Annotated in this window: 26 protein-coding genes and 4 tRNA genes; 16 read left to right on the top strand and 14 right to left on the bottom strand. The window is 25.9% G+C overall.

The genetic code is table 11. The features are described from left to right. Nucleotides 1–14: 14 nt before the first annotated feature. The 3 genes from rplI to SFBMNL_RS07895 all read right to left on the bottom strand — a co-directional run bounded on the left by rplI (nucleotide 15) and on the right by SFBMNL_RS07895 (nucleotide 4,076). Complete coding sequence (gene rplI, locus SFBMNL_RS07905; RefSeq protein ID WP_005805045.1) at nucleotides 15–458, bottom strand: 50S ribosomal protein L9; 444 nt, start codon at nucleotides 456–458, stop codon at nucleotides 15–17. 267 nt (nucleotides 459–725) lie between these two features. Further along, a complete protein-coding gene (gene metG / locus SFBMNL_RS07900; RefSeq protein WP_005805046.1) occupies nucleotides 726–2,282 on the bottom strand; it encodes a methionine--tRNA ligase in 1,557 nt (518 codons plus the stop codon). A 27-nt stretch (nucleotides 2,283–2,309) separates the two neighbouring features. Further along, nucleotides 2,310–4,076: an LTA synthase family protein gene (locus tag SFBMNL_RS07895; protein ID WP_242838757.1), complete on the bottom strand. Its 1,767-nt coding sequence runs from the start codon at nucleotides 4,074–4,076 to the stop codon at nucleotides 2,310–2,312. A gap of 28 nt (nucleotides 4,077–4,104) precedes the next feature. Between SFBMNL_RS07895 and SFBMNL_RS08400 the strand changes: the two genes are divergently transcribed. Continuing rightward, nucleotides 4,105–4,260: a hypothetical protein gene (locus SFBMNL_RS08400; protein WP_007439798.1), complete on the top strand. Its 156-nt coding sequence runs from the start codon at nucleotides 4,105–4,107 to the stop codon at nucleotides 4,258–4,260. A gap of 151 nt (nucleotides 4,261–4,411) precedes the next feature. After that, nucleotides 4,412–4,618 carry a (2Fe-2S)-binding protein gene (locus SFBMNL_RS07890; protein ID WP_042295178.1) on the top strand — a complete coding sequence of 69 codons (207 nt, stop codon included), beginning with the start codon at nucleotides 4,412–4,414 and terminating at the stop codon, nucleotides 4,616–4,618. Between the two features lie 28 nt (nucleotides 4,619–4,646). Here the strand turns inward: SFBMNL_RS07890 and SFBMNL_RS07885 are convergent, their stop codons facing one another. The 4 genes from SFBMNL_RS07885 to SFBMNL_RS07870 form a co-directional block, all read right to left on the bottom strand. Then, complete coding sequence (locus SFBMNL_RS07885; RefSeq protein WP_242838756.1) at nucleotides 4,647–5,477, bottom strand: energy-coupling factor transporter transmembrane component T family protein; 831 nt, start codon at nucleotides 5,475–5,477, stop codon at nucleotides 4,647–4,649. Beyond that, nucleotides 5,461–7,191, bottom strand: coding sequence for an ABC transporter ATP-binding protein (locus tag SFBMNL_RS07880; protein ID WP_042295174.1), 1,731 nt, complete (start codon nucleotides 7,189–7,191; stop codon nucleotides 5,461–5,463). Before SFBMNL_RS07880 ends, SFBMNL_RS07885 begins: the two co-directional genes overlap by 17 nt. Nucleotides 7,192–7,224: 33 nt before the next feature. Then, on the bottom strand, nucleotides 7,225–7,776 hold the full coding sequence (locus SFBMNL_RS07875; protein ID WP_007439797.1) for an ECF-type riboflavin transporter substrate-binding protein: 552 nt from the start codon (nucleotides 7,774–7,776) through the stop codon (nucleotides 7,225–7,227). 80 nt (nucleotides 7,777–7,856) lie between these two features. Then, nucleotides 7,857–8,783, bottom strand: coding sequence for a TIGR01212 family radical SAM protein (locus SFBMNL_RS07870; RefSeq protein ID WP_005805052.1), 927 nt, complete (start codon nucleotides 8,781–8,783; stop codon nucleotides 7,857–7,859). A gap of 92 nt (nucleotides 8,784–8,875) precedes the next feature. On the opposite strand from SFBMNL_RS07870, the gene SFBMNL_RS07865 reads away from it, so the two are divergent. Next, nucleotides 8,876–9,940, top strand: a complete 1,065-nt coding sequence (locus SFBMNL_RS07865) for a YkvI family membrane protein (RefSeq protein ID WP_052341902.1) — start codon at nucleotides 8,876–8,878, stop codon at nucleotides 9,938–9,940. Between the two features lie 28 nt (nucleotides 9,941–9,968). Here SFBMNL_RS07865 and SFBMNL_RS07860 read toward each other — a convergent pair whose 3' ends face one another. Next, nucleotides 9,969–11,822: a glutamine synthetase gene (locus tag SFBMNL_RS07860; protein WP_007439793.1), complete on the bottom strand. Its 1,854-nt coding sequence runs from the start codon at nucleotides 11,820–11,822 to the stop codon at nucleotides 9,969–9,971. A 112-nt stretch (nucleotides 11,823–11,934) separates the two neighbouring features. On the opposite strand from SFBMNL_RS07860, the gene murI reads away from it, so the two are divergent. The 7 genes from murI (at nucleotide 11,935) to SFBMNL_RS07825 (ending at nucleotide 17,734) form a co-directional block, all read left to right on the top strand. Then, on the top strand, nucleotides 11,935–12,726 hold the full coding sequence (gene murI / locus SFBMNL_RS07855) for a glutamate racemase (RefSeq protein ID WP_042295170.1): 792 nt from the start codon (nucleotides 11,935–11,937) through the stop codon (nucleotides 12,724–12,726). Nucleotide 12,727: 1 nt separating this feature from the next. Beyond that, a complete protein-coding gene (locus tag SFBMNL_RS07850; protein ID WP_005805055.1) occupies nucleotides 12,728–13,102 on the top strand; it encodes a DUF3783 domain-containing protein in 375 nt (124 codons plus the stop codon). A 56-nt stretch (nucleotides 13,103–13,158) separates the two neighbouring features. Next, nucleotides 13,159–14,475, top strand: coding sequence for a peptidoglycan-binding protein (locus SFBMNL_RS07845; protein WP_005805056.1), 1,317 nt, complete (start codon nucleotides 13,159–13,161; stop codon nucleotides 14,473–14,475). 136 nt (nucleotides 14,476–14,611) lie between these two features. Then, on the top strand, nucleotides 14,612–15,109 hold the full coding sequence (locus tag SFBMNL_RS07840; RefSeq protein ID WP_005805057.1) for a hypothetical protein: 498 nt from the start codon (nucleotides 14,612–14,614) through the stop codon (nucleotides 15,107–15,109). Between the two features lie 34 nt (nucleotides 15,110–15,143). After that, nucleotides 15,144–15,941 (top strand): MetQ/NlpA family ABC transporter substrate-binding protein, encoded by a 798-nt coding sequence (locus SFBMNL_RS07835; RefSeq protein ID WP_042295167.1) that lies wholly within the window; start codon nucleotides 15,144–15,146, stop codon nucleotides 15,939–15,941. A gap of 36 nt (nucleotides 15,942–15,977) precedes the next feature. Continuing rightward, nucleotides 15,978–16,796 (top strand): transketolase, encoded by an 819-nt coding sequence (locus SFBMNL_RS07830; RefSeq protein WP_014018075.1) that lies wholly within the window; start codon nucleotides 15,978–15,980, stop codon nucleotides 16,794–16,796. Between the two features lie 14 nt (nucleotides 16,797–16,810). Next, nucleotides 16,811–17,734: a transketolase family protein gene (locus SFBMNL_RS07825; protein ID WP_042295165.1), complete on the top strand. Its 924-nt coding sequence runs from the start codon at nucleotides 16,811–16,813 to the stop codon at nucleotides 17,732–17,734. Nucleotides 17,735–17,808: 74 nt separating this feature from the next. Here the strand turns inward: SFBMNL_RS07825 and SFBMNL_RS07820 are convergent. The 4 genes from SFBMNL_RS07820 to SFBMNL_RS07805 form a co-directional block, all read right to left on the bottom strand. Continuing rightward, a tRNA-Glu gene (locus tag SFBMNL_RS07820) sits at nucleotides 17,809–17,883 on the bottom strand. 5 nt (nucleotides 17,884–17,888) lie between these two features. After that, nucleotides 17,889–17,965 (bottom strand) — tRNA-Asp (locus tag SFBMNL_RS07815). 3 nt (nucleotides 17,966–17,968) lie between these two features. Continuing rightward, a tRNA-Val gene (locus SFBMNL_RS07810) sits at nucleotides 17,969–18,044 on the bottom strand. Between the two features lie 13 nt (nucleotides 18,045–18,057). After that, nucleotides 18,058–18,132, bottom strand: a tRNA-Glu gene (locus SFBMNL_RS07805). Between the two features lie 182 nt (nucleotides 18,133–18,314). Between SFBMNL_RS07805 and SFBMNL_RS07800 the strand changes: the two genes are divergently transcribed. From SFBMNL_RS07800 to SFBMNL_RS07780, 5 genes are all read left to right on the top strand, one after another. Further along, nucleotides 18,315–19,085 (top strand): TatD family hydrolase, encoded by a 771-nt coding sequence (locus tag SFBMNL_RS07800; protein ID WP_042295162.1) that lies wholly within the window; start codon nucleotides 18,315–18,317, stop codon nucleotides 19,083–19,085. Nucleotides 19,086–19,116: 31 nt separating this feature from the next. After that, complete coding sequence (locus tag SFBMNL_RS07795) at nucleotides 19,117–20,184, top strand: G5 and 3D domain-containing protein (protein ID WP_042295160.1); 1,068 nt, start codon at nucleotides 19,117–19,119, stop codon at nucleotides 20,182–20,184. A 63-nt stretch (nucleotides 20,185–20,247) separates the two neighbouring features. Next, entirely contained in the window at nucleotides 20,248–20,808 is a 561-nt protein-coding gene (rnmV, locus tag SFBMNL_RS07790) for a ribonuclease M5 (protein ID WP_005805061.1), read from the top strand. After that, nucleotides 20,795–21,628, top strand: a complete 834-nt coding sequence (rsmA, locus tag SFBMNL_RS07785) for a 16S rRNA (adenine(1518)-N(6)/adenine(1519)-N(6))-dimethyltransferase RsmA (protein ID WP_042295158.1) — start codon at nucleotides 20,795–20,797, stop codon at nucleotides 21,626–21,628. The genes rnmV and rsmA overlap by 14 nt, the downstream gene beginning before the upstream one ends. 84 nt (nucleotides 21,629–21,712) lie before the next feature. Further along, nucleotides 21,713–23,020: a hypothetical protein gene (locus tag SFBMNL_RS07780; RefSeq protein WP_042295156.1), complete on the top strand. Its 1,308-nt coding sequence runs from the start codon at nucleotides 21,713–21,715 to the stop codon at nucleotides 23,018–23,020. Nucleotides 23,021–23,029: 9 nt separating this feature from the next. Here SFBMNL_RS07780 and SFBMNL_RS07775 read toward each other — a convergent pair whose 3' ends face one another. After that, nucleotides 23,030–23,869 carry an alpha/beta fold hydrolase gene (locus SFBMNL_RS07775; protein ID WP_242838755.1) on the bottom strand — a complete coding sequence of 280 codons (840 nt, stop codon included), beginning with the start codon at nucleotides 23,867–23,869 and terminating at the stop codon, nucleotides 23,030–23,032. A gap of 121 nt (nucleotides 23,870–23,990) precedes the next feature. On the opposite strand from SFBMNL_RS07775, the gene SFBMNL_RS07770 reads away from it, so the two are divergent. Beyond that, nucleotides 23,991–25,430, top strand: coding sequence for a leucyl aminopeptidase (locus SFBMNL_RS07770; protein WP_005805065.1), 1,440 nt, complete (start codon nucleotides 23,991–23,993; stop codon nucleotides 25,428–25,430). A gap of 145 nt (nucleotides 25,431–25,575) precedes the next feature. On the opposite strand, the gene spoVG is transcribed toward SFBMNL_RS07770, so the two are convergent. Next, on the bottom strand, nucleotides 25,576–25,848 hold the full coding sequence (gene spoVG, locus SFBMNL_RS07765; protein WP_005805066.1) for a septation regulator SpoVG: 273 nt from the start codon (nucleotides 25,846–25,848) through the stop codon (nucleotides 25,576–25,578). Between the last annotated feature and the right edge of the window lie 18 nt (nucleotides 25,849–25,866).

Below are 25,866 nucleotides of genomic sequence, written 5' to 3'. Positions count from 1 at the left end.
AATTAAGTTAAAAATTATTCACTAATAACTTTTAATATCATGTTAACCGAAACCTCTGTACATAATTTTATGGAGATTGGATAATTTCCCAATGATTTAACTTGTTCAAACGATATTTTCTTTTTGTCTATATTTAAGTTGAATTTTGAGTTTATTTTATTACAAATATCTTTAGATGTAATTGTACCAAATAGTTTTCCATTATTTCCAAGTTTTGTATTTATTATAATTTCTTTTCCTCTTAAATTATTTGCTATTTTTTGAAATTCTTCAATTTTTTCGATGTGTGCCTGACGTTCCATCTCTTTATGGTAATTTAGTGTATTTAAATTTGAATTATTAGCTTCTATGGCTAATTTTTTAGGAAATAGGAAGTTTCTTGCATACCCATCTGATACTTCAACTAAATCATTTTTCTTTCCTAGATTTTTAATATCATTAGTTAGTATAACTTTCATAAAAATACCTCCGTAAAATAAAAAATTTACATTATAGTAATTAATATTTTAGTTTTAATAATTATATATTTCAAGGCTTTAGAGGTATTTATTAAAATTATTAGATATTAAAAACATAATATTTATAACATATTAACAGTTATAGTATTGTTTAAAATTTATTTAAAAATTCTTAATTAAGTAATGTAAAATATATATACATTTGTATATTATTATCCAAAGTATAATAAAAGGCAAATAGAGTAATTTCTATTTGCATTTTTAAATTTAATTATTTAGAAGCTGTTTTAATTTGTCTTCAATATCTATTCTTGGGAATAAATTTTCACCTTTTTCAACTTTGGTTCCAGCTTTTGTTCCATTAAAATTTGAAATAGAATCAAATGAGTCTACATCATAATTTAATTTAGATTTAATTTGTTTTGATGTATTTGGCATAAATGGACCTAGCAGAATTGAGAATACACGTATTGATTCACATAGATTATATAAAACAGTTTTGAGTCTATCCTTTGATTGTTCCTCTTTTCCAAGAATCCAAGGTTTAGTTTCATCTATGTATTTATTTGATAGGCTTATACAGTTAAATATTTCTGATAAGGCATTTGATATTTTTAATTGATCCATACATGATGTAACCTTATCTTTTAAATTTTTAACCGAATTTATAAGTTCTATATCTTCATTTAATATTTCAAGTTGATTAGGAATAAATCCATCGAAATATTTTATTACCATAGATATAGTCCTTGATATGAGGTTACCCAATAGATTAGATAAATCAGAATTTATTTTTAACATAAATAACTCATTGTTAAATACTCCATCATTTCCAAAATTAACTTCGCGTAAAAGAAAATATCTTATAGAGTCAATTGGAAAGTGTTGTGATAAAATAATTGGATCAATTACACTACCTTGGGATTTAGACATTTTATTTCCGTCTATAAGAAGCCAACCATGTCCAAATACTTGCTTTGGAAGTGGAAGATTTAGTGCAAATAGCATAATAGGCCAATAAATCACATGGAATCTTACAATTTCTTTTCCTACAACATGAAGATCAGCAGGCCAGAAAGAATTCATCAGATTTTTTTCATTATTTTTGTAACCAAGAGCAGATATGTAATTTGATAAAGCATCTATCCATACATAGACAACGTGTTTTTGATCAAATTTTACAGGTATTCCCCATTTTAAACTAGTTCTTGAAACACATAGATCTTGAAGTCCAGGTTTTATAAAATTGTTTATCATTTCATTCTTCCTTGATTCAGGTTGAATAAATGATGGGTTTTCCTCTATGTGTTTTAATAATCTATTTGCATATTTACTTATCTTAAAGAAATAAGCTTCTTCTTTTTGAATGGTTATATCACGTTTACAGTCTGGACATTTTTTGTCAATCAATTGGGTTTCTGTAAAAAATGATTCACAAGGAATACAATAAGGTCCTTCATATGTGCCTTTATATATATCTCCATTTTTATATAGTGTTTCAAATATATTTTGTACAGTTTTTATATGATAATCATCAGTAGTTCTTACAAATATGTCATAATCTATATTAAATAGTCTCCAAAGAGATTTAATTTTTTCAACTATCTCATCAACATATATTTTTGGATGTTTTGAATATTTATCTGCATTTTGTTGAATTTTTAATCCATGTTCATCAGTTCCTGTTAAAAATTTTGTATCGTATCCCTGCAGTCTTTTAAATCTAGCAATTGAGTCACTTATTATTGTTGTGTATGTATGTCCAATATGTAAATCTCCCGATGCATAATAGATAGGTGTCGTTATATAGTAGGTATTTTTCATTATTTCATTTATCCTTTCATTTATTTTTTAAAATATGAATTTATTGCTAATGTTTAGAGGGGAATTCTTATTTGAAAATAGTATAACTATAAATACATCCTCATTATTGGGAATATAGTTTATAGATTTTAGACAATTAGTAGATATATATTGTGTATCTATTTTTTTACCATTAACTAAAATCTTTGAATTTTCAGTAAAACCATTTCCAATTATAAAGACTCCATCATTATTTATATTAATATCTTCTATAATTTGAGTGTTATTGCCTATTTTTATAGGTGATATTTCATAAGGAAATTTACTATTATCGTATATATTTTGTTTTTTTATATCTAAAATTAATTGTTTTTCATAATCGTTATATTTTGTATCTTCCTTAAAAATTTCTCTGAATCTATGATATATTGTGGAATTTATATTTAAATCTGAAAAAATTTCATACAGAAATTCATAAGCATGAATTTCTGTATTTTTATCAATAGATATCATTTTTTTATTATTTGATTCAATTATTAAATAAGGGGTCTTAAATAAATCTTCTTTAGTTAATGAAGAAAAGGTACTTTGATTTTCTCCAAGAGAAGGTAAATGGTCACCATAAAGTATTAGAATATATTCTTCATTTGTGTTATTTAGTTCATTTATTAAATTTATAATGAAATCGTCCACATGTTTAATAATATTTGCATAATTTTGGAGTTCTATTAAGTCTTTCTCACTAAGTGAATTACTTTCAACTACAATGTCACCATTTATTAACGTATTATATGGACCATGTGATTCTACAGTAACACCAAATATAAAATCTTTTTCCGGAGTATTTTTAATTTTAGTTATAATTTCATTTATTAGGATATTATCTTTATACCAAAAATTTTGACTTATTTCTCTTGATGTCATAGCTTCAATAGGTATAAATGTTTCAAATCCAATATTTTCGTAAGCTTTAGTACGATTATAGAATGTCGAAAAATAATTGTGTATAGCTGTTGTTGAGTATCCATAATTTTTTAATATATAAGGAATGCTTTCTACTTGAGTATTATTTAATAAGTTTAAGTAAGGCATTTTTGTATAAAGGTTTTTTATATTAATTCCTGTAAGTATTTCAAATTCTGATTGAATTGTCCCACCGCCTAAAACTGGAACAATTATTTCTCCACTTTCGTTTATTTTTGATAGATTTCTTAAGTTTTTAAGTGGATCATTAGAAAATTTAACATCCTTTAATTTAAGTGGATCAAATATTGATTCTAATTGAATTAAGATTATATTAACATCTGGATTTTCAAAATTATAATCATTTTCAGATAACATATTTTTGATTTTTAAGATTTTATCTATATCGTAATCGAGGTTTTTATTGTTTGAAAAGAATAAGGTTGTTGAGTCATAAAAAGAATGTAAAAATCCATTTTTAAAATATGTATCTGATAAATTAAAATCACTTAGTACATATGTAATAGATTTACCATAATTATAAAGTTTATCCATAGATAACAAGTAAATATATATAAATAATGTGTATAGTATAAAGTTTAAATACCTATATTTTAAATTAAATAACTTAAATTTAATGTTTTTAGATATTTTTACTACAATTATAAATATAATGGAGAATAAAATAATTAATATCAATACATTAGTTATTAGTTTGGTATTTAGATACTTTGAAATAATATTAGTTGCTTCATTTACTAAGAATAAATCTTCAAAAATTAATGGACTACCTTTAAAATAAATATTTACATTACTTATAAATGCAATAAAACACCATACACTATAGTGCATTGCACAAAATATAAGAGGTTTTTTAAATATGAACGTATATAAACTTGAAAATATAAAAAATAGTATTAGATATAAGTATATATATATATTGTTTGAACTTAAAAAATTGTATATAGATTTAAGGTCTTGTCTATGTATTAATTCAATTAAAATGAAGAACAGTATACAGATTATAATGTATTGAATTATAAGCTTACTATTATATTTTTCATTATTATTAAAATTTTTAAGCATAATATTTAAGTTAAAATGAAAAATACTAAATACTATATAGCTTATTATACATTGAAATATAGAGTTAATAAAGTGTATAATGTTTATGAGGTGATAAATTAATGGATAAGGATACTATGATAAAAGATAAATTAACAAAGATATGTTTGTGCAGGGGAATTGATAAGTTTACCATTAATGAATGTATAAAAGATGGTGCTGATACAGTTGATAAAATAAAAGAAAAGACTGGAGCAACTGGAGGTGGATGTAAAGGATCTAGGTGTAGGAGTAAAATTATAGAACTTATAGAAGAATCAGATAAATAAAGGGGAGGATACTTTAGTATCCTCCCCTTTATTTAATAAACGGATTAAAGAATCTACCATTATTCATATAAAACAACCAGATAGCTATTAAGTCTAATATAATGAAAAATAATATTGATACTATATCATTTATTTTAAATTTTCTTTGTGTATACCATGTACGTTTTTTCTTATAACCAAACCCTCTAAGTTCCATTGCACATGAAATTTTATCTATACGATTAATGCTTGAAAAAATTATAGGAATTATTATAAAGAACATATTTTTTATTCTTATAGATAGTTTTTCATTTTTGGACATATCGATTCCGCGTGCTTGTTTGGATAATGATATATTTTTGTAATCCTCTATTATGTCAGGTATATATCTAAGTGCTAAAGATATAGCATAAGAAATTTTATAGTTTATACCTATTTTATTTAATGATGCCGCGAACTCACTCGGATTTGTTGTTAGTATAAACAGTAGAGAAATAGGAATTACGCTAAAATACTTTAATGTAATATTAAGTTGATAGAAAAGCTGTTCAGCAGTAATTGAATATGCATTATTAAAATTTAATAGTATAGTTTTAGTTCCATATATTTCTGGTCCTGTATTTGGACCAAAAGCATATATGAGTATGTTATTCAATAATAGGAATATTAGTATGAATGTTATTACAAAGGAAATATCCTTAAATTTTATCTTTGATAATTTAAATAAAAATACACTTAATACAATTAAGAATATTAATAATCTTGTATCATATGTTATTATTGTTACAACACACCAAAGAATAAAACATATTAATTTAGTTGCACCTGTTAAATTGTGAATAAACGAATTCTTATCAATATATTCAAGAATCAACTTCATTTTTATACCTTGTGCTCCTGTCATAAGTTATAAATTTGTTTATAAATATATCAGTGTCATCTAATGATAATTTTTTAGAAATATTATGTAATGATGTTTTCCTTAGGTTAGCGTTATCTATTATATATTCGTTTGATAAAATTTTAGATGGTATATCGTCACCTATTTTTTTACCATCAGATAGAACAATACATCTATCTGCATATTCCATCAGTAAGTTCATATCATGAGTTATTATAATTGAAGTTATGTTATATTTTTTTAATCTTTGTATAAATTCCATTATTTGATTATAGTGTTTAAAATCTTGACCAGCTGTTGGTTCATCTAAAATAAGTATTTTTGGGTTGCTTACTAAGATAGATGCTATTGTCACACGTCTTTTTTGTCCATAACTCAGCGCAGATATAGGCCAATTCCTAAGCTCATATAAGCCACATATTTTTAATATATCATATACACGATTTTCAATTTCACTTTTATGTAAATTCATATTTTTAAGAGTAAATGCTACTTCATCAAACAATAAAGTATTACTTATCATTTGATTTGGATTTTGCATTACATATCCAATTGAAGAAGATCTTTGAAATATTGTATCGTATGTTATATCTTTATTATTTAAAAATACTTTACCTGAAGACGGTTTTAAAAACCCACATATAATTTTTGAAATTGTGGACTTTCCAGCACCGTTTTTACCGACAATACATAGTAATTCATTATTGTAAACATCAAATGATAAATTATTTAAAACAAGTTTATCATTCTTGTAGCCAAAGTTTATATTTTCGCATTTTAAAAGAGGATGGGCAGAGCATATATTAGCATGAAAATTAGTGTATTTTAATGATTTATAAAATCTTTTAATATTATCTTTAAAAGATGAAATATTTAAATTTTCTATGTTATTAAGGTTTGGATTTTCATTTATATCGCATCCTGCATATTTTAAAGCTGTTAAATATAAAGGTTCCCTTATACCACATTGTTTTAATAATGAGGTTGATAATAATTTATTTATTTCACCATCAAAAACTATCTTACCATCATGCATAAGTAATACTCTATCAAAATTAAGTTTCAATACTTCTTCAAGTCTATGTTCTATTATTATTATAGTTTTCGGATTTTTATCTGTGATTGTATTAATTAAATTAATGGTTTCCTCTGCTGTTTTTGGATCTAAATTTGCTAAAGGTTCATCAAAAATTAATATTTCACTATTGTCTACAAGTGCACCGCCTAGAGTTACTCTTTGTTTTTGTCCACCAGATAGATTATGAGGACTTGAATTTAAAAAATCATTGGAACCAATAAGATTAGATATATTATTGACTTTTTTATGCATTAATTCTGAATTTACACATAAATTTTCTAACTTGAATGCTATATCTTCTGCAGATGTTAATGCTATAAATTGATTATCAGTATCTTGAAGGATTGTAGCTACATTTTTTGATATTTCAAAAATAGACATATTTCTGGTATCTTTGTCATTAATTTTTAAATTACCAGAAATTTCTCCAGGATAAAAAAAAGGAACAAGACCATTTATGGAGTTAAATAGAGTACTTTTACCGCATCCTGATTCTCCAAGTATGAGTATTTTTTCATTTTTGTAGATGGTTAGATTTATGTCTTTCAATGTGGGAAATTGTTGTGAATTGTATTTAAAACTGAAATTTGTAAATTCAATTAATTTTTTTTTCATTTGGATGTTTACCTCAAATTTGGAAATTTTATTTTAGGATTCTTTGGATAGACTTCCTTTTTTTACAATAGATTTAGAATATAATGATAATAAGCTTGTTCCGATTATACCTACAGTTAATATATTTGTAATTGATGCCATTCCTCCTTGGATGAATACCTTTTTTATGGGTTCAGAATATATTAGCACATCTAAAATTGGTGCAACTATAAGCCAAGCGATAAGATTAGATATAATTTGTGCAATATTAAATTTTATTATTGAGTATTTATTAAATACTTTTAGATTAATAGATTTAGAGCATAGACCAATTATAAAACCTATAATTGTAGAGGCTAAAACCCAGCTAAACCAAGGTGTACCGTAGAACAACATATCTTTTAATGCATGTCCTATAAAACCAATTAGCAAACCAGACAATGGACCATAAATTACAGCCATTAATGCTAAGAAAGCATAAGATAATTCAAAATTTGTGTTTGGAATTCCTGATGGTATAGATGCGAAACGCCCTAAAATTAAAAAAACAGCAGAACCAATACCTATTGCTACAATATTTTTAATAGATATGGAAGAGTTTTTCATGCTGAATCCTCCTTGATTAAGAATATATTTTATTTTCACACAAAAAGTATACACAATACTATCTTTAAAATCAATATTAACTATTTATTAAAATGTTTACCTTGATATATGTTATTTTCTTTTAAATAGTCATGTATTGAGTTTAATAATTCCCATTTTTTTATGCTCCATTTAGGTTCTATTATGTCTTCTCTTTTAGCATCCCCAGTTATTCTATGTATTACTATATTTGGATTTGTAAGTGATATAGCATCTCCTATTATTTTTATATAACTATTTCTTGTTAGAGTATATATAGATGGATTTTTTAAATACTCTTTTGCAAGTTGTGTGTTTTTAATTATATAGAGGAGATGGTATTTTATACCTTGTATATCTAGTGTATTTATAAATTTTACTGTTTCTATCATATCATCATATGATTCATATGGTAGTCCAAAAATAATGTGAGTGACTACATTTATGTTCTTCTTACGTAATTTTATTACTGCTTCTTTAAAACATTCTGTATCATGACCTCGATTTATTAATATAGCAGTTGAATCTTTTGATGTTTGTAGTCCAAGTTCAACCATTAGGAATATTTTTTCATTATAATGAGATAGTAAGTCTAATATTTCGTTGGATAGACAATCAGGTCTAGTTCCTATTGATAATCCAATAACTCCTTCTTGACTTATTGCTTCATCATATATTTTCTTTAAATAATCTATGGAAGCATATGTGTTTGTATAAGCTTGAAAATATGCTATGTATTTATTTGAGTTCCATTTCCTTTTCATAATTTTTTTTTGTTCAATAAATTGTTCTGATATTGATTTAGATCTATTTCCTGAAAATTCACCAGAGCCCATAGTACTACAGAATGTACACCCACCAAAAGATATTTTTCCATCTCTATTTGGACATGTAAATCCCCCATCTAATGTTATTTTTATTATTTTTTCTTTAAATTTATTTCTAAGGAATAAATTTAAAGAATAATAAGGTTTATTATCAAAAATCATAGTTTATTTCCTTTCAAAAATAATAGATTCATATTTTAACATATAAGAAAATAAAAATTAAATACGATATAAAAAAAGGAAGGTAGTTGATTTTGACAAATTTAAATAATTTAATGAGTATGTTTAAGGTATCATGTATCTTTATTGGTACAGTTGTTGGAGCCGGACTTGCGTCAGGGAAGGAAATATATCAATTTTTTTCCATATATGGTTTAGATAGTTTTTTTGGATTTATAGTATGTTTTTTAATGTATGTATTTATTGGAAATATATTGTGTGATATATGTAATAAAAAAAACTTATCTTCTTATAATCTTTTGATAAATGAAATATGTCCTCGAATTTCAGCAAAAATTTTAAATAGTTTCGTGAGTTTATACTATTTGTTTTCCTCTTCAATTATATTTGCAGCAAGTGGATCTATAATAAGTCAATTTTTTTCTATACCAAGTATTTTTGGGACGATATTAATGATAATAGTTTCAGTTGTGATTTTAAAATTTAGTATGAAGGGACTCGTTTGGGTTAATTCATTAAGTGTACCAATAATGATTTGTATAATATTTCTAATATTTATATTATTTGAATTATTTTCGGATCCAATAAACCTTGAAACAGGAGCATTATTTATATTTAAGAATAAAGATATAAAGTTACATAATAATATAATCTTATCTTGTCTTTTATACGGTGGATTTAATATTTTGAGTTCCACAGGTATTTTGGCTCCGCTTTCTATTCGTCATAAGAGCAGTAATTTTAAAAAAGGCATATTTATGGGGTCATTGTTTTTAATTTTAATAAGTATGATTATAAATTATTTAATTTTATCCAATATGCCATACATAGCCAAATATGATATACCTCTTCTTTATGTATCTAAGATATTTGGAAAAACATTTCAGGTGATTATACTTGTTTTAATATGGGTTGAGATGCTTTCTACAGAAATATCTAGTCTTTATTCACTTGCCCAAGGTATTTCTAACAAGTATAGATTTTCGTTATTTAAGAGTATTTTATTGATCTTATTTGTTTCTGTGCCTGTATCTATATTTGGGTTTACTAATTTAATTTCTATTATATATCCATTTTTTGGCCTGTTAGGATTAGTTTTTATATACTATATAGTTAAGTATAAATATAAGAAAAAATAAAAAAGGTATCTATCAATTTGATAGATACCTAACATAAATTGTATAAATGTATAAAATCATCTATTATGTTTTCAATTTCTATATGGAGAGTTGATATCATTTCGTAGTTGCGATTTTGGATATAGTTTTTTATTTTAGATGATAAGCTTATGTGGTCGAGACTATCAATGAATAAATTGAAGTATATTTCGTTTAGTATCAAATAGTTAAGAGATATTAATTTTGAATTTATTTCTATGTTTTTAATTAAATTATTTAGTTCTTTTTTATATTTCGGTAAAAGTCTATGCTCTATTTCCATCATATATTGGTCTAATGAGGATGTTTTAAAACTGTTTATTATATCAGTAGTAAATACAGAATTTTGTGTTAATATACTACAATCATTTTTTTCAATATTTAATAAATTTTCATAAACAGTCTTAGGAGCTTTGCCAAAAATGTTATTACTATCATCCTCTGAGTATTTTTCAAATATATTTTCTTCACTTCGATACATTCTAGATTCATCTAGATACCCATAATATTCACCAGATTTTTTTGATAGTTCTTTTAACAGATATTTTTCATTCTTATCTATAGAGTATTTAATTCCATCTATAATACACATATTTATAGCTGAAATAGTTAAATACATATTTGTTTTTGGATTTGGTGATCTTAATTCAAATCTTGTTGATTTATTATTTTCACTATCTCTTATAAGAGCTATCAATATAGACCTATTTCTAGACGGTATGTCTTTAGATATACCAAGTGATGCAACTGTACATATTGGAGCTTCGAAGCCTGGTTTGAGACGTTTTAATGAGTCTATTGTATTGGATATGAATGGATTTATTATGTCGTAGTTTTTTAAGATTCCCATAATCGCACCATATCCTATAGGACTCATAAATTCACTATCATTATCTGAAAATATATTTATTAGATTACCATTTTTAAGTTTTAAAAAAATACTAAAATGTAAATGAGCACCATTTCCAGCTACTTTTTCGATAGGTTTAGCTAAAAATGTAACATCTAACTTATGGCGTTTGAATGTTTCTTTTATTATACTTTTCACAATTAAAAGATTATCGCATGTTTGCATTGCAGTTGAATATTTCCAGTCAATTTCTAACTGTTCTAAAATGTGATAATTTCCATTAGAGTCTATCTTTGATTTAACACCGCCAACTTCTTTATGTCCCATTTCTGGGTGCAAGTCATAGTTTTCCATCATTATTAATGAATCTTCTAAAGCAGTTCTAACAATTCCTTTTGTCATATTCCAGTATTGTTCATGTAAACCCTGAGAAGTTGTTAAATCTTCTATGTTAATATATTCTTCAGGAGTTTTAACCCAAAATTCAAGTTCAGTTGCAGTATTTATTATTATATCATCTATATCATCAAAATTAATTGATTTAAGGTAGTTAGGATTTTTTTTAAATAGGTCTATAAGGGTACATTTCATGAAATTAATTGATCTTTTTAAGATAGATCTAGAGTCGATATATTTTTTATTGTGTGTTAAAAAACTAGGTATTCTAAGTGTTCCTACAGGTTTGTTTGTTAGTTGATCTACGTTATCAAAATTGTAATCAACAAACCAGTTTGAATGTTTATCTATGATCATGTCTACTTTTGCATCATTTAGTGTTGCTATTCCAGTTAATACTACTGAAGATCCATCTGTTTGAATAGCACATCCATCAAAGAATAAATCAATATCATTAATAAAGATTTCTGTAGGTATTTTTTCATCAGTATCATTAGCATTTAAATCTATAGCCATGAGTGATATGAATTTTATTTCAGGATGATTAACTAGTAAATTTATAATAGAACTTTTTGATATATTTTCTTTTCTAATTATATAAATTAAATTTTCAACCATAAATCTTTAAAATCAAATAAATTATTTGATTTCCTCCTTTTATTTTTGATGATATTTTGAATTTTATGATATAATTAATTCTACTTATTGTCAAATTCGAAAGGGTTTTATTATGGATTTTAAAAATGGTAATATTGGTTTTTTTGATTCTGGAATTGGAGGTATTTCTATTTTAGGAAAAACAATGAAACTTTTAGAAAATGAAGTGTTTATTTATTTTGGTGATTCTAGAAATTCTCCTTATGGAAGTAAATCTGAGAGTGAATTAATCAATTTATCTATTAATATATGTAATTTTCTGATTTTTGAAAATAATTGTAAAGCAATTGTTGTTGCTTGCAATACTGCTAGTAGTGCGGCAATAAGGTTTTTAAGAGAAAGGTATGAGCCTAAAATACCAATAATAGGAGTGGAACCAGCAATAAAACCAGCAGTAGAGTTTGTTAATTCAAATAACAAAAAAGGATATATATTATTATTGGCTACACCGTTTACAGTAAATGGGGATAAGTTAAGATGTTTAATTAATAAATATAGTAAGAATACAATAGAGTGTTTTGCTCTTGATTATTTAGCTTATATGATCGAACATAATGAAAGTGAACAAAGTATTTATGACTACCTTTATGAAAGATTACATAAATATATAAATAATGTTAGCTGTATTGTATTAGGGTGTACTCATTATTATTTTGTGAAAAATATAATTAAAGATATTTTTGGTGAAGGAGTAAGAATATTTGATGGATCATTAGGTACAGCGATGGAACTTAGACGTAGACTTATAGAAAATAATTTAATTAATAAAACTATAGATAATTTAAATACTAGGGTTCAAATATATAATTCTTTGGATAATGAGAAAGTGCTACGTTGTCATAAAATATTAAGTGGGGTAATATAGGATGAAGAAATTTATATTATATGGATTTTCAGAAGATGAAATATTAAGAATTCAAAAGACGGTAAAATTTATTAGTAGTAATATACAATATTTAACATTCGATGATAGTGATTTCAATAGAACTTTAGGGGATGTAATAAAAGACAAAAAATTTAATACTAATGGTGAGTATAGTTGTGGAGAAAAAGTAGTTATATTTCAGAATATTGTATCTAAAGAAGTAGATATATATTTTAAATTACTTAGAAAGAATTTAGGTAAAAATATAATATTTGCAACGGTTACGGATACATCTATAAATATGGAAATATCACATTTATTTGATGAATTTAAACAAGAAAGGGATTATTTTAGGGGAAATAGGAAAAACAAGTAAACTTTATTAATTTTTAAGAATAGTTTTAAGTATATAATATTTTTTTAGGAGTTTTTATGTCCACAGGGTCTTTAAAAATTCAAACTTATATGGGTAATAATCCTGAACCGGTAAGTAATGCAAATATTAAAGTTACTTTATATGATCAGAACAATATAGTTAGAGAGGTTGTTGATTTAAAAACAAATGATTCTGGGATAGCTATTTTAGATGGAATAGTTACACCACCTATAGAATTATCTTTAAATGAATATGAGACTGAGAGACCATATGGATTATGTGATGTAGCAGTTTCCAAAGATGGATTTATTGAAACATTTGTAAAAGGATGTCAATTATTTGGAGACGAGGAATCGATTCAGCCCATTAATTTAAATTTAGTTAATAGGAATAAATCATTGTATAGTCAGATAGAGGAAATTAATATAGAGGCAAATACTCTTTATGGCAATTATCCACCTAAGATACCTGAAGCCGAAGAAAAAACTATGATGCAATCAACAGGTCAAGTTGTATTATCAGAGGTTGTAGTACCTGAATTTATTACAGTTCATATAGGCTCTCCGAATTCTAATGGAAATGATTATACGGTGAGATATTCTGAATATATCAAAAATGTTGCCTCCTGTGAAATATATTCAACATGGCCATCAAATGCTATAAGAGCTAATATATATGCAATAATATCATTCACATTAAATAGAGTATATACGGAATGGTACAGAGGCAAGGGAAAGGATTTTACAATAACAAATTCTACAGCGTATGATCATGCATTTAATTATGGAAGAAATATATTTAAAAATATATCAAATATTGTCGATGAAATTTTTTCAACATATATGAAGAGACCAGGATCTAAACAGCCTTTATTGTCACAATATTGTGATGGTAAAAAAGTAAAGTGTCCTGGCTGGATGACTCAATGGGGGAGCAAATATCTGGCAGATGAAGGATATACTCCTTATGAGATATTGACTAATTTTTATGGAACAAATTTAGATTTAGTAACAGCAAAAGAAGTTAAAGGCATACCAATATCTTATCCAGGTATTGCACTAAAAGTTGGGAGCAGAGGTTCTGATGTGAGGAATATACAAAAATATTTGAATACAATTTCGAAAAATTACCCAGCTATACCTAAAGTTTCTGAAGATGGTATATATGGAAATGCTACTAGGGATGCTGTTAAAAAATTTCAAGAGATATTTAATGTTAATGTATCAGGTGTTGTTGAGTATGATACCTGGTATGCGATTTCTAATGTCTATGTTGCAGTAACTGAAATGGCTGAACTCAGATATGATACAAAGGTATTAAGAAATTTTATTCCATATTCTCCTATCGATAAGGTGTCTCCAATTAGGTATTAATTTTATTGAATAACTATTGATTTTAATCAGTAGTTATTTTTTATTTTTTAAGTAATATTTAGTTGTTTTGATTTATTATTTTAAATATAAATGATATAATTTAAATGGGGATATATATGATTTATTTGGGGGAATTATGAATATAAAAGTTAACGGATGTTTTTTAATTTTAATTATATTTAGTATATTTTTAGGAATTTTAAGTTTTATTCATATAGATAGTAGAAATATAGAGAATATATATATACATGACATTGAAAAAATATTTAATGATTTGAATGGTTTAGAAAATATGTTTATTGAAGAAAATAATAAGTATATGGAAACTAATGTAGTAAGTAAATATTTTGTAAAAGAAATTCGTGATGGATATACAGATATTAAATTCACAATAATATCAATTATTAATAATATAAATAGAAATTTATATTATTGTGATCTAAATAAAAGATATTTAGTTAATTTACTTAATGATTTATTGACTATAATTGATAATGAATTCTTGAAGAGCAGTATTTTTTATTCAACAAATGATTTTTTTATAAAAAATACAATGAGCATAATAGATAAATGTAGATTTGTAGTTAATAAATATAATTTGCTTAAATTTAATTTTGGTTTAACTGGAATTTAGCTCTTGTAGTGCATATATTGATTAGGAGGACATTATGAATAAATATTTAAGAATATTCTTGATGTTTATTTTTGTTTATATTTTTATGTCATGCAAATCTGATATAGGAGTGATTAATACAACTGATAGAAAATTAAAAATAGGAGTTACGACTGTTCCTTATGGAGAAATTTTGCAGAATATAAAGAATGTATTTAAGGAAGACTTTGAAATAGTAAATTATATTGATTATGATACATTGAATCGAGATCTAGTTAATGGTAATTTAGATGCTAATTTTTTTCAGACAAGAGATTATTTAAATAGATTTAACTTGAGTAGTGAAAGTAAACTTATAGAAATTACATCTGTGCACATTGAACCTTTGATTATCTATAGTAGTAAATATAGATCGATTGATAAGGTGGAGAATGGAGATATTGTGTATATACCAAATGATTTTATAAATAGGAATAGATCTTTAAAGCTTTTAGAAGATGCTGGGTTGATCACGCTTGTAGAAGAATTAGATGGGTCTTATATTGTTATAAGTAATCCTAAAAATTTAGTGATAAATCAGGTCGATATTAATGATATTCCAGATTTTTTTAATATATCAGATTTAATTGTTCTAAATACTAATGTGGCTATGGAAAATAATATAGATCCTAGGGAGGTGGGTATTTTTTATGAAGATTCATTTAATGATGGTATGAAATTTAGTATTTTTGTAACTAGAGAGGATATGAAGACATCAATAAAATTAAAAGAAATTGCTAATTATTTAAATAGTTATGAAAATTTTAAATTTATAAATGAAAGATATAGTGGTTTTGTAAAACCGGTGTTTTAATTAAAGTAAATTTTAAAATTGGAGGTATTTTAACATATGAGTTTTGGAGATTTAGAAAAATTGAATAGTAAATCTAGAGAAATAAGAAAAATGTTGATAGAGGAGATTCATAATTTAGGGAAGGGACATTATGGAGGAAGTTTGTCTATAGTAGATATACTAGTACTTTTGTATAATGTTGAAATGAATATAGATGTTACTAATCCAGGAATGGAAAATAGAGATAGGCTTGTATTGTCCAAAGGTCATGCGGGGCCGGCTTTATATGCGGTTCTTGCAGATAAAGGATACATAAGTAAAGAAGATTTAAATACCCTTAACAAGGAAAATACATGTCTTCCAAGTCATTGTGATATGAATAAAACAACTGGCGTTGATATGACTACGGGATCTTTAGGTCAAGGTATAAGTTGTGCAGTTGGTATGGCTAAAGCATCCAAAATAAAAAATGATAATTGTTATATATACTGTATAGTTGGTGATGGAGAATGTAATGAGGGGCAGGTTTGGGAGGCTGCTATGGCTGCATCTTCATCTGGTTTAAATAATCTTATAGTATTTATTGATTATAATAAAATGCAGTTAGATGGTAAATTAATTGATATATTGGATATGGGTGATATGCATAAAAAATGGGAATCATTTGGATTTTATGTTGAGAGTGTAGATGGACATAATTTTGAAGAAATGCATAATGCTATTTGTAATGGTAAGAAGCAGTATAAGCCTATAGCTATAGTTCTTAACACTGTAAAGGGCAAGGGTGTTTCTATAATAGAAAATGCAGGTTATAAAAATCACAGTATGGGATTAACAGATGATGATTTTAAAAAATCAATTGTAGAATTATTATAAGGGGGGGTTTAATTATGGAAATGAGACAGGTATTATTTAGCACAATGAAAGAAATTATGGATAAGAATAATAATGTTATATTTATGGATGCAGATTTAGCTGAGGCTAATGGAACTATGGAGCTTAGGAAGATTTATAAGGATAGAGCATTTGATGTTGGTATAAGTGAAGCTAATATGGCTAGTATGGCAGCTGGTATGAGTGCCTATGGTATGAATCCATATATATGTACATTTACACCGTTTGCGTCAAGAAGGATATGTGATCAAATAGCTGTTTCTATGTGTTATGCAAAGCAAAATGTTAAAATTATAGCAACAGATTCAGGGGTTTGTGCCGAATTAAATGGAGGAACTCATATGAGTTTTGAAGATATAGGAGTTTTAAGAAGTATACCAGGTATAACTATAATAGATGTTATTGATGAAATTCAATTGAAAGAAGTACTTTTAGATACAGTAGATAAAAAAGGAGTTATATATATAAGATTAGCGAGAAAACAGGTTCCTAAGGTGTATGATAATAATTATAAATTTGATATTAATAAAGCAGATATTTTAAAACACGGAGATGATATCACAATATTTGCTACTGGTATTATGGTAGATGAGGCAATTAAGGCTAGTGATATTTTAGAAAGGGAAGGTGTGAGCATAGAACTTATATCAATACCAGTTATAAAACCGATTGATGTAGAGACAGTTAAAAATTCTTTACTTAAAACTAAAAAAGCTGTTACTGCTGAAAATCATAATGTTATAGGAGGGCTTTATAGTGCTATTTGTGAAGTTTCATGTAGATATGCACCATCATTAATAAGAAATATTGGAATAAAAGATCATTTTGGAGAAGTGGGATCTATAGGTTTCTTGCTTAATAAATATGGTATGACAAGTGAACAAATAATTAATGAATGCAAGAATTTATTAGATTATTAAGTAGGATGTATTTCCTACTTTTTATAAAAAACAAAAAAACAATAAAGTAGTATTACTTCATTGTTTTTTTGTTTTGGTGACCCGTACGGGAATCGAACCCGTGTTACCACCGTGAAAGGGTGGTGTCTTAACCGCTTGACCAACGGGCCATAAATGGCGACCCAGAAGGGGCTCGAACCCTCGACCTCCGGCGTGACAGGCCGGCACTCTAACCAACTGAGCTACTGGGCCAAATGGTGGGCACAACAGGGATCGAACCTGTGACCTCCTGCTTGTAAGGCAGATGCTCTCCCAGCTGAGCTATGCGCCCAAATATAAAATTATGGTGACCCGTACGGGAATCGAACCCGTGTTACCACCGTGAAAGGGTGGTGTCTTAGCCGCTTGACCAACGGGCCAACTAATTTACTACCTTACAAATTATATAGTATAATATTATTCATGTCAATATTTTTTACATAAGTATTTAAAAAATATTGAAGGTTTTTACAAATTAGATAGAACATAAAATCCATATTTTGTCAAGTTGACACTAAAAGATAATAAATGTATTATTTTAAACTATGAAAGGAGAAATAAGATGTCTTTGAAAATTTTTGAAACTCATTCTCATTATTATGATGATAGCTTTTTGCACGATAGGGATGAAGTTATTGAGAGGCAATTTAATTACGGGGTAAAAAAAATATTAAATTGTGCTGTAGACATTGATTCTTGTAAAAAAACAATTGATATTATTGATAAATATGATTTTATTTATGGAGCTTGTGGAATACATCCAAGTTATTCTAAATATTATTATAAAATAACTTATGAGGATGATTTATATAAATTTAATAAACATAAAAAAGTTTTAGCAATTGGTGAAATTGGATTAGACTACTACTATGATAATATTGATAAGGAAATTCAAAAAGAGGTATTTAGAAATCAATTAAAAATTGCAAAAGATTTGGATAAGCCAGTTATTATTCATTGTAGAGATGCATATGCAGATACGCTCAGGATAATTAAGGAATTTATGCCAATAAGAGGTGTGGTCCACTGTTTTTCTGGCAGTTTAGAAATCGCTATAGAATTGATTAAGCTAGGATTTTATTTGGGAATATCAGGTATTTCTACATTTAAAAATGCTGTCAAGATAATAGAAGTAATAAAAGAAATTCCAATTGAATATCTTTTGACAGAGACAGATTGTCCTTATCTTTCACCTGTACCACTTAGAGGTAAAAGAAATGAATCAATAAATATAGAGTATATTATAAAAAAAATTGCTGATGTAAGAAATGAAGACTTCTATAAAATTGGGGATACGTTATATAAAAATGCATTAAAGTTTTTTAGTTTATAATGTATATTAAAGTTTTATTAGGGGGGGAATTATGGTAAAATCAAGGTCGATAAAGACTATGTTATTTTCTTTAGCTAGTTTGTTAATTTCTGTTATACTATTTTATTTGGTTATTTATATAAATAAACCAGTTACACTTGTTGTTGATGGAATTGAAATTTCAACTTATGTAATAGAAAATACAACTAGAGATGTTTTGAAGGAGAATAGCATAGTCTTACAGGATGAAGTGGGGGTATATCCATCAAAACTTTCTAATATAGAATATGGAGATAATGATGTTTTTAATAATCCAGTTCCTGTTATTTTGTATTTAGGAAATAGTGATCCATATGAGGTTATGACAATGTCTAAAACTATAGAAGATCTTTTGAAAGAGAGAGATATAGATATAGATGAAAATGATATAGTTGAACCATCATTATATAGTGATATTATTCCAGATGAAGAAATTTTTATTAAATATGTTGATATAAGGATTAATGAAGAAAGTATAGCAATTCCATATGACACTGAAATTAGATACAATAATTCTTTATATTCAGATGAAAATAGAGTAATTCAAGAAGGTAGAGATGGATTAAGACTTATTAAAAGAGAAAAGCGTTATGAAAATAATATTGAAGTAAGTGATAATGTAATTTATGATGATGTAGAGAGACAGCCAATTAATAAAGTAATTGAAAAAGGGACAAAGGATAGATCTATTATTAAGGATGAGAATCAAGCATTATCAAATATTATAAATAATTCGTATTTAAATGGAGGTAAAATAACGTTTTTAGGTGAGGAATATTCAATTAAATATTCTAAATTAGTGGAGTCTACTGCTTTTTATAATAGTGGATCTAATGGTAATCATATAACAGCTACAGGTAATCCAACTCTTTATAATCCTGATGGATGGAGTACTATTGCAGTTGATCCAAAAGTTATACCTCTTAATACAAAGGTATATGTTGAAGGATATGGTTTTGCCATAGCTCATGATACTGGTGGAGCTATCAGAGGGAATATAATAGATGTTTTTATGCCTAGTAGAGAGGCTGCATATAATTGGGGTAGAAAAAAGGGAGTAAAAATATATATACTAGAATAAGTTGAAGTTTTGCTACAATATTTGTGTAAAGTATTGTAGCATTATTTTTTATAGGAGGACTTAATGATTAAAATTAAGGAAGTTATAGTAGTTGAGGGTATATGTGATGAAATTGCAGTTAAGCGAGGAATTAATGCAGAGGTTATATACGTATCTGGGTTTGGGATATCTAGTAGAACGATGAATTTGATTAAGAATGCACAAGAAAGATGTGGAGTTATTTTACTTATGGATTCTGATTCTGCGGGAGAAAGAATAAGAAAAAAAATTTCAGATGAGGTAAAAGGTGTTAAGCATGCGTATATACCAAAAAATAAGAGTATTAAAAATGGTGATATAGGAGTGGAAAATGCTCATCCTAAGGATATAATTTTAGCAATAAAAAATGCAAAATGTGAATTGTCTTATAGAAGAGAGGAGTTTACACAAAAGGATTTATTTAATAATAAACTTGTTGGAAATAGGGATTCATTAAAACGTAGAGAAATACTAGGGAATATTTTAGGAATCGGTACAGCAAATGGAAAGAAGTTTTTATCTAGGCTAAATAGTTTTAATATATCTAGAGAAGTGTTTTTATCCTCACTAAAAAAATTAGAGGAGTTAATAGATGACGAGTGTTAGAGAATTGCAGAGAAAATATGGATTTTTATTTAAAGGATATTTAGGACAGAATTTTTTTAATAATGATATTTTGCTTAATGAAATATTAGATAAATTAGATATTACAAAGAATGATATTGTTATTGAAATTGGACCAGGATTTGGTGTTTTGACAGAAAAATTACTTTTGAAATCAAAAAAAGTTATATCAATTGAAATAGATGATAGACTTATACCCATTTTAAATGAAAATTTAAAAGAGTATGATAATTTCAAACTTATACATAATGATTTTATGAAAATGAATTTAGAAGATTTGGGAAATTTAAATGGGAGGTTTAAGGTTGTAGCTAATATACCTTATTATATAACAACACCTATACTGGAGAAATTGTTTAAGAGTGAGTTAAGTATAGATTTTATTGCTATTATGGTGCAAAAAGAAGTAGGGAATCGTATTTTAGCAAATGTTTCTACAAAAGAATATGGATCTTTGAGTGTTTTTGTAAATTATTTTTCAGTGCCTCATGTTGTTAAATATATACCGGCTGTTAATTTTATACCTAAACCGAAAGTTGATTCTGTATTTATAAAGTTTGAAATATTGAATAATAGAAAATTTGAAAATAGAGAAATAGAAGATAATTTTTTAAAATTCGTTAAAAGATGTTTTAGTATGAGAAGGAAGACACTCTATAATGTGTTGTCTAATTTTACTAAGGATAAAGAAATTTTGATGAAAATATTTAATTACATGGATATTGATTTTAATAAAAGAGCAGAAAATTTGACAGTGGATGAGTTTGTTAAAATATTTAAAATTTTAAATGGATTAGATTAAATATAATTTGATCTGTTTTTTATTTAGTAATTTTTAATATAATTATGCATAGCATAGTATTAAAATTATATATTGGAGAATTAAATGATTATTTCTGACAGTAAAAAATTTATAATACTTCAAGAGGATGATAAAGGGTACTCATTTAAAAATAAGAAACCTTCAGGTTATACAAAGATAGAAGCCAAAGATTCTAAATTTAGAATATTTTATTATATACAGAATTTAAATAATGAAAATACTTATAGCTTGAGTTTAATAATTAAAAATGAATCTAAAATAGATATTATATCAATTGGAGATATTAAACCAGATGAGAATGGAAAAATTGATGTATCATATGAATTTGATGATACATTACTTGAATGTTTGCATGGTAGTACAGTTTGTTTTAAAGATTTGAAAGGTGGGGTCAAATATCCATTAAGTGGATTTTTAGCTAAGAAAAAAGTTTTTAATTGGAAGGTTAATCAGTTTAGATTAATTAAAAATAGGACCTTTAGAAGAGATAGTTTTATGTTTGAAACAAAGAGGGATATACAGAAAAAGGAAGATAAAAAAGATTATGAAGATGGAGTTGAATATACTAAAAATGATAATAAAAACTGTGAAAATAAATTTGTTAAAGTAGATAAGGAAATTGGAATTGAGGTTTTAGTGGAAAATGATGATAAAATTGATGAATCTAAATGTTTGTGTAATGAAAAAAATTTAAGCTTATTTAAATTTAATAGAGGTGATTTTATCATGGATAGATATTTAAGGACACATTCTTTAGATTCAACTAGAGACTTTGAAAATAAAAATGATAATGTATATTATGAATATGAGAATGAAATAAAGAATGATATAGATAAATCTAAAAATATTTTTAATGAAGCAAAGAAACATATAGATTCATTAAAAAAACTTCTGTTAAAGGATGATGGTGAAATAAAGAAAATGGTAAAGAGTTTACTCCAAAATTTTTGTGATATTAATAGACATATAGATTATGATTATGATTATAAGTTTTTTTTAAATATATTGAGTGAGTATGAGGAATTTTATTCTTTAAATCAGGATAATTATAGATTTTTTAAAGTTTATGTAGATAATTTTTCACAAATAGAAAATATTAGAAAAATAGATAATATAAAATATGCAATAATATATTATCCAATGGTTTTTATGTATCCATATTTTGTAGATCGTGGTTATTTTATTATAGGAATTAATTGTGATGGAAAAGATATTTCTAACCTTGTATATGGAGTAGAGGGTGATCTTGATAATAATTTTAAATTGCCGTATGATGGAGAAACAGGATTTAATAAATATATATATGATTATGAAAATTCAAAAAAATATATTATAATGGAATATGATTACAAAAGATTTGAGGTTAAATAGATAGTAGGTTTAATTTTTAAACCTACTATCTATTATATCCTCTAGGGGGAATATATGAGGTAAAAATATAATTGATGCAAATCTATTAGATAGATTTGCAATGTAAGTTGAATTAAAGTAGCTTTTTCTAGTAATTATAGCGAATATAGGTATATTGGATCTAATATCTAAAGTTGATATTGGAGAACTTTCGTTTATCATTTTTGAAGCATATTTATTTGATGAGTTTTTATTGTTGAAGTATAATGTAGCATAATTACTCAAATTTAAAGATGATTTATTTATATTTAAAATAATAAATGATGATAATAACAATAGTTTGTTTTTAATAAATAACTTGGAATTTTCCCATGTTGGGTTGTAATTAAAAATAGGATCTATAAGAATAATTTGTGAGAATATTTTATCATTTAAGGAAATCATATTTAATCCTATACTTGATGAGAAATTGCTACATATCAGTAAAGTATCAGTTATATTTAAATTTTCTAGTAAGTAGTTGATATATGAAGAAACATTCCTAAATGAGTAATCGAAATTATTTATTTTGAATGATTTTCCGTGCCCAGGTAAATCTATAAGAAAAATGTTAAAGTTGCATTTTAAATTGGTTAATGTTTCTAGAGATTTATTAATTAGGTTATATGAGTTAAGAGATGATTCAAATGGACCATGAAGTAGTATAACATTTTTTGTTCTGTTACTATAGTTATTTATTATATTTTTTTCGTAATAAGTTATATAAGTGTTATTTATCTTAAATTGTTTTTCATTAAAGTTATTTATATAGTAGTTTAAATTGTTCTTGCTGTTGTAAAAAATATACATACAATTAATAATGATATGCATAAAAAATAATAAAATTATAGAGTATATTAATATATTTTTTTTATTGATCAAAATAATCACCTTGTATTATTTTGGTTATTAAATTTTTAAATATACATCTTATTTTTAAGGAGAGTACTAAATGGAATTTAAGTTAGTTGATAAATTAGATAGTGAATATCAAGTAGAAATTATACCTTGTTTTGAAGATTATGAAATATCTAGATATAGCGATATTTTTAATAAGATTAAAAATCAGGGATTGTTTGAAGGTAAAATTGGTACAAAGTATTCGCTTAATCAGAATGATGTGAATGGTATTTCTACGCTTGTATTTGTGGGTATTGGGAAAAAAGACGAGTTAACATATGATTCTTGGTATAAATCCTTAGTTTCTTTATTTGAAAAAATGAAAATAAATTTATTAAAAAATATTTTATTTTATTCTTTTGAATGTGATAATTTAAATATTAAAAATATGCTAAAAGGTATTATTTTATCATTTAGTGCAGCAAATTATAAATTTGATAGGTATATGACCACGAAATTAGGAGAGACAGAGGTAAAGATTGATATATACACTAATAAAAGTGAAGATTTAGATGAACTATTGAATATAAGAGATGCAATAAATTTAACCAGGGACTTAGTTAATGAACCGTCAAATATTTTAACTCCAGAAGAGTTTGGAAATAGGTGTATTGAACAAGTTAAGGGTTTGGATGTAGAGATTAATGTATATGATGAAAATTGGATAAAGGAAAACAATTTAAATGCTCTATATGAGGTTGGAAAGGCATCCGTAAATAAACCAAGATTTATTGTTATGAAATATTTTGGAGATAAACAAAGCGATAAAACTATATCTTTTGTTGGTAAGGGATTAACATATGATTCTGGTGGGTATTCTATAAAGAGTTCTGATGGAATGGTAACTATGAAATGTGACATGGCAGGAGCAGCGAGCGTTTTATCTTTAATAATTTTACTTGCGAAACAAAATTTGAAAATAAATGTTTTTGGTGTGATACCTACGTGTGAAAATATGATAAATGGAAATGGGTTTAAACCTGGGGATGTAATAGGATCACTTTCAGGCAAAACTATTGAGATTATATCAACGGATGCAGAGGGTAGATTAGCACTTGCAGATGGAGTTTATTATGCAGCGAAAAATTTAAATTCTGATTTAATAATAGATATTGCTACGCTAACAGGAGCGTGTGGTATAGCGCTTGGGACTAAGTATGCTGCCATTATAGATAATGATGAAAGTATATTTAATAAGTTGAATGATGCAAGTAAAAATACTGTAGATAGTATATGGAGGTTACCAGGAGATAAGGAATATTTATCGACTTTGAAGTCCGATATTGCTGATTATAAAAATATTGGTGGAAGATATGGCGGAACTATAACGGCTGGATTGTTTGTTGGGGAATTTACTTTAGGTAAACCATGGGCTCATATAGACATAGCTTATGTTGCGTGGAATGATTTTTCTACAAAGATATTTCCTAAAAAAGGTGCAACAGGTGCTGTCGTTGAACTGTTATATAATTTTTGTAAAAATAGTCAATGATTCTAAGTTTAAAATTATTAAATAAAAAGAAGACCACATGTATATGTGTGGTCTTCTTTTTAATTTATAACATAAGTATACTAGTTAAAAACTTATTTAAATAAATTTTTAACTAAATGATATTATATACATTATTTTAATTGAATTACATTTGCTCTTGTTCATTTAGTGCAATATTATAATTTTTTAATATTTCGGTTTGGAATTTTTGTCTTACCTCTGTTGAAATAGGATGGGCTATATCCTTGAACTCCCCATTAGGAGTTTTCCTGCTAGGCATAGCTATAAATAATCCATTCTCCCCTTCAATAACTTTTATATCATGAACAACAAATTCATTATCTAAAGTTATTGAAACTATAGCTTTCATTTTTCCTTCGTTAGTGATTTTTCTGATTTTAACATCTGTAACTTGCATTCAATTCACCTCTATAAG

This window comes from Candidatus Arthromitus sp. SFB-mouse-NL, from assembly GCF_000709435.1.
GTDB lineage: Bacteria > Bacillota > Clostridia > Clostridiales > Clostridiaceae > Dwaynesavagella.
Note: the sequence above shows the minus strand (reverse complement) of the source record. Positions and strands in the feature narration are given on the sequence as shown.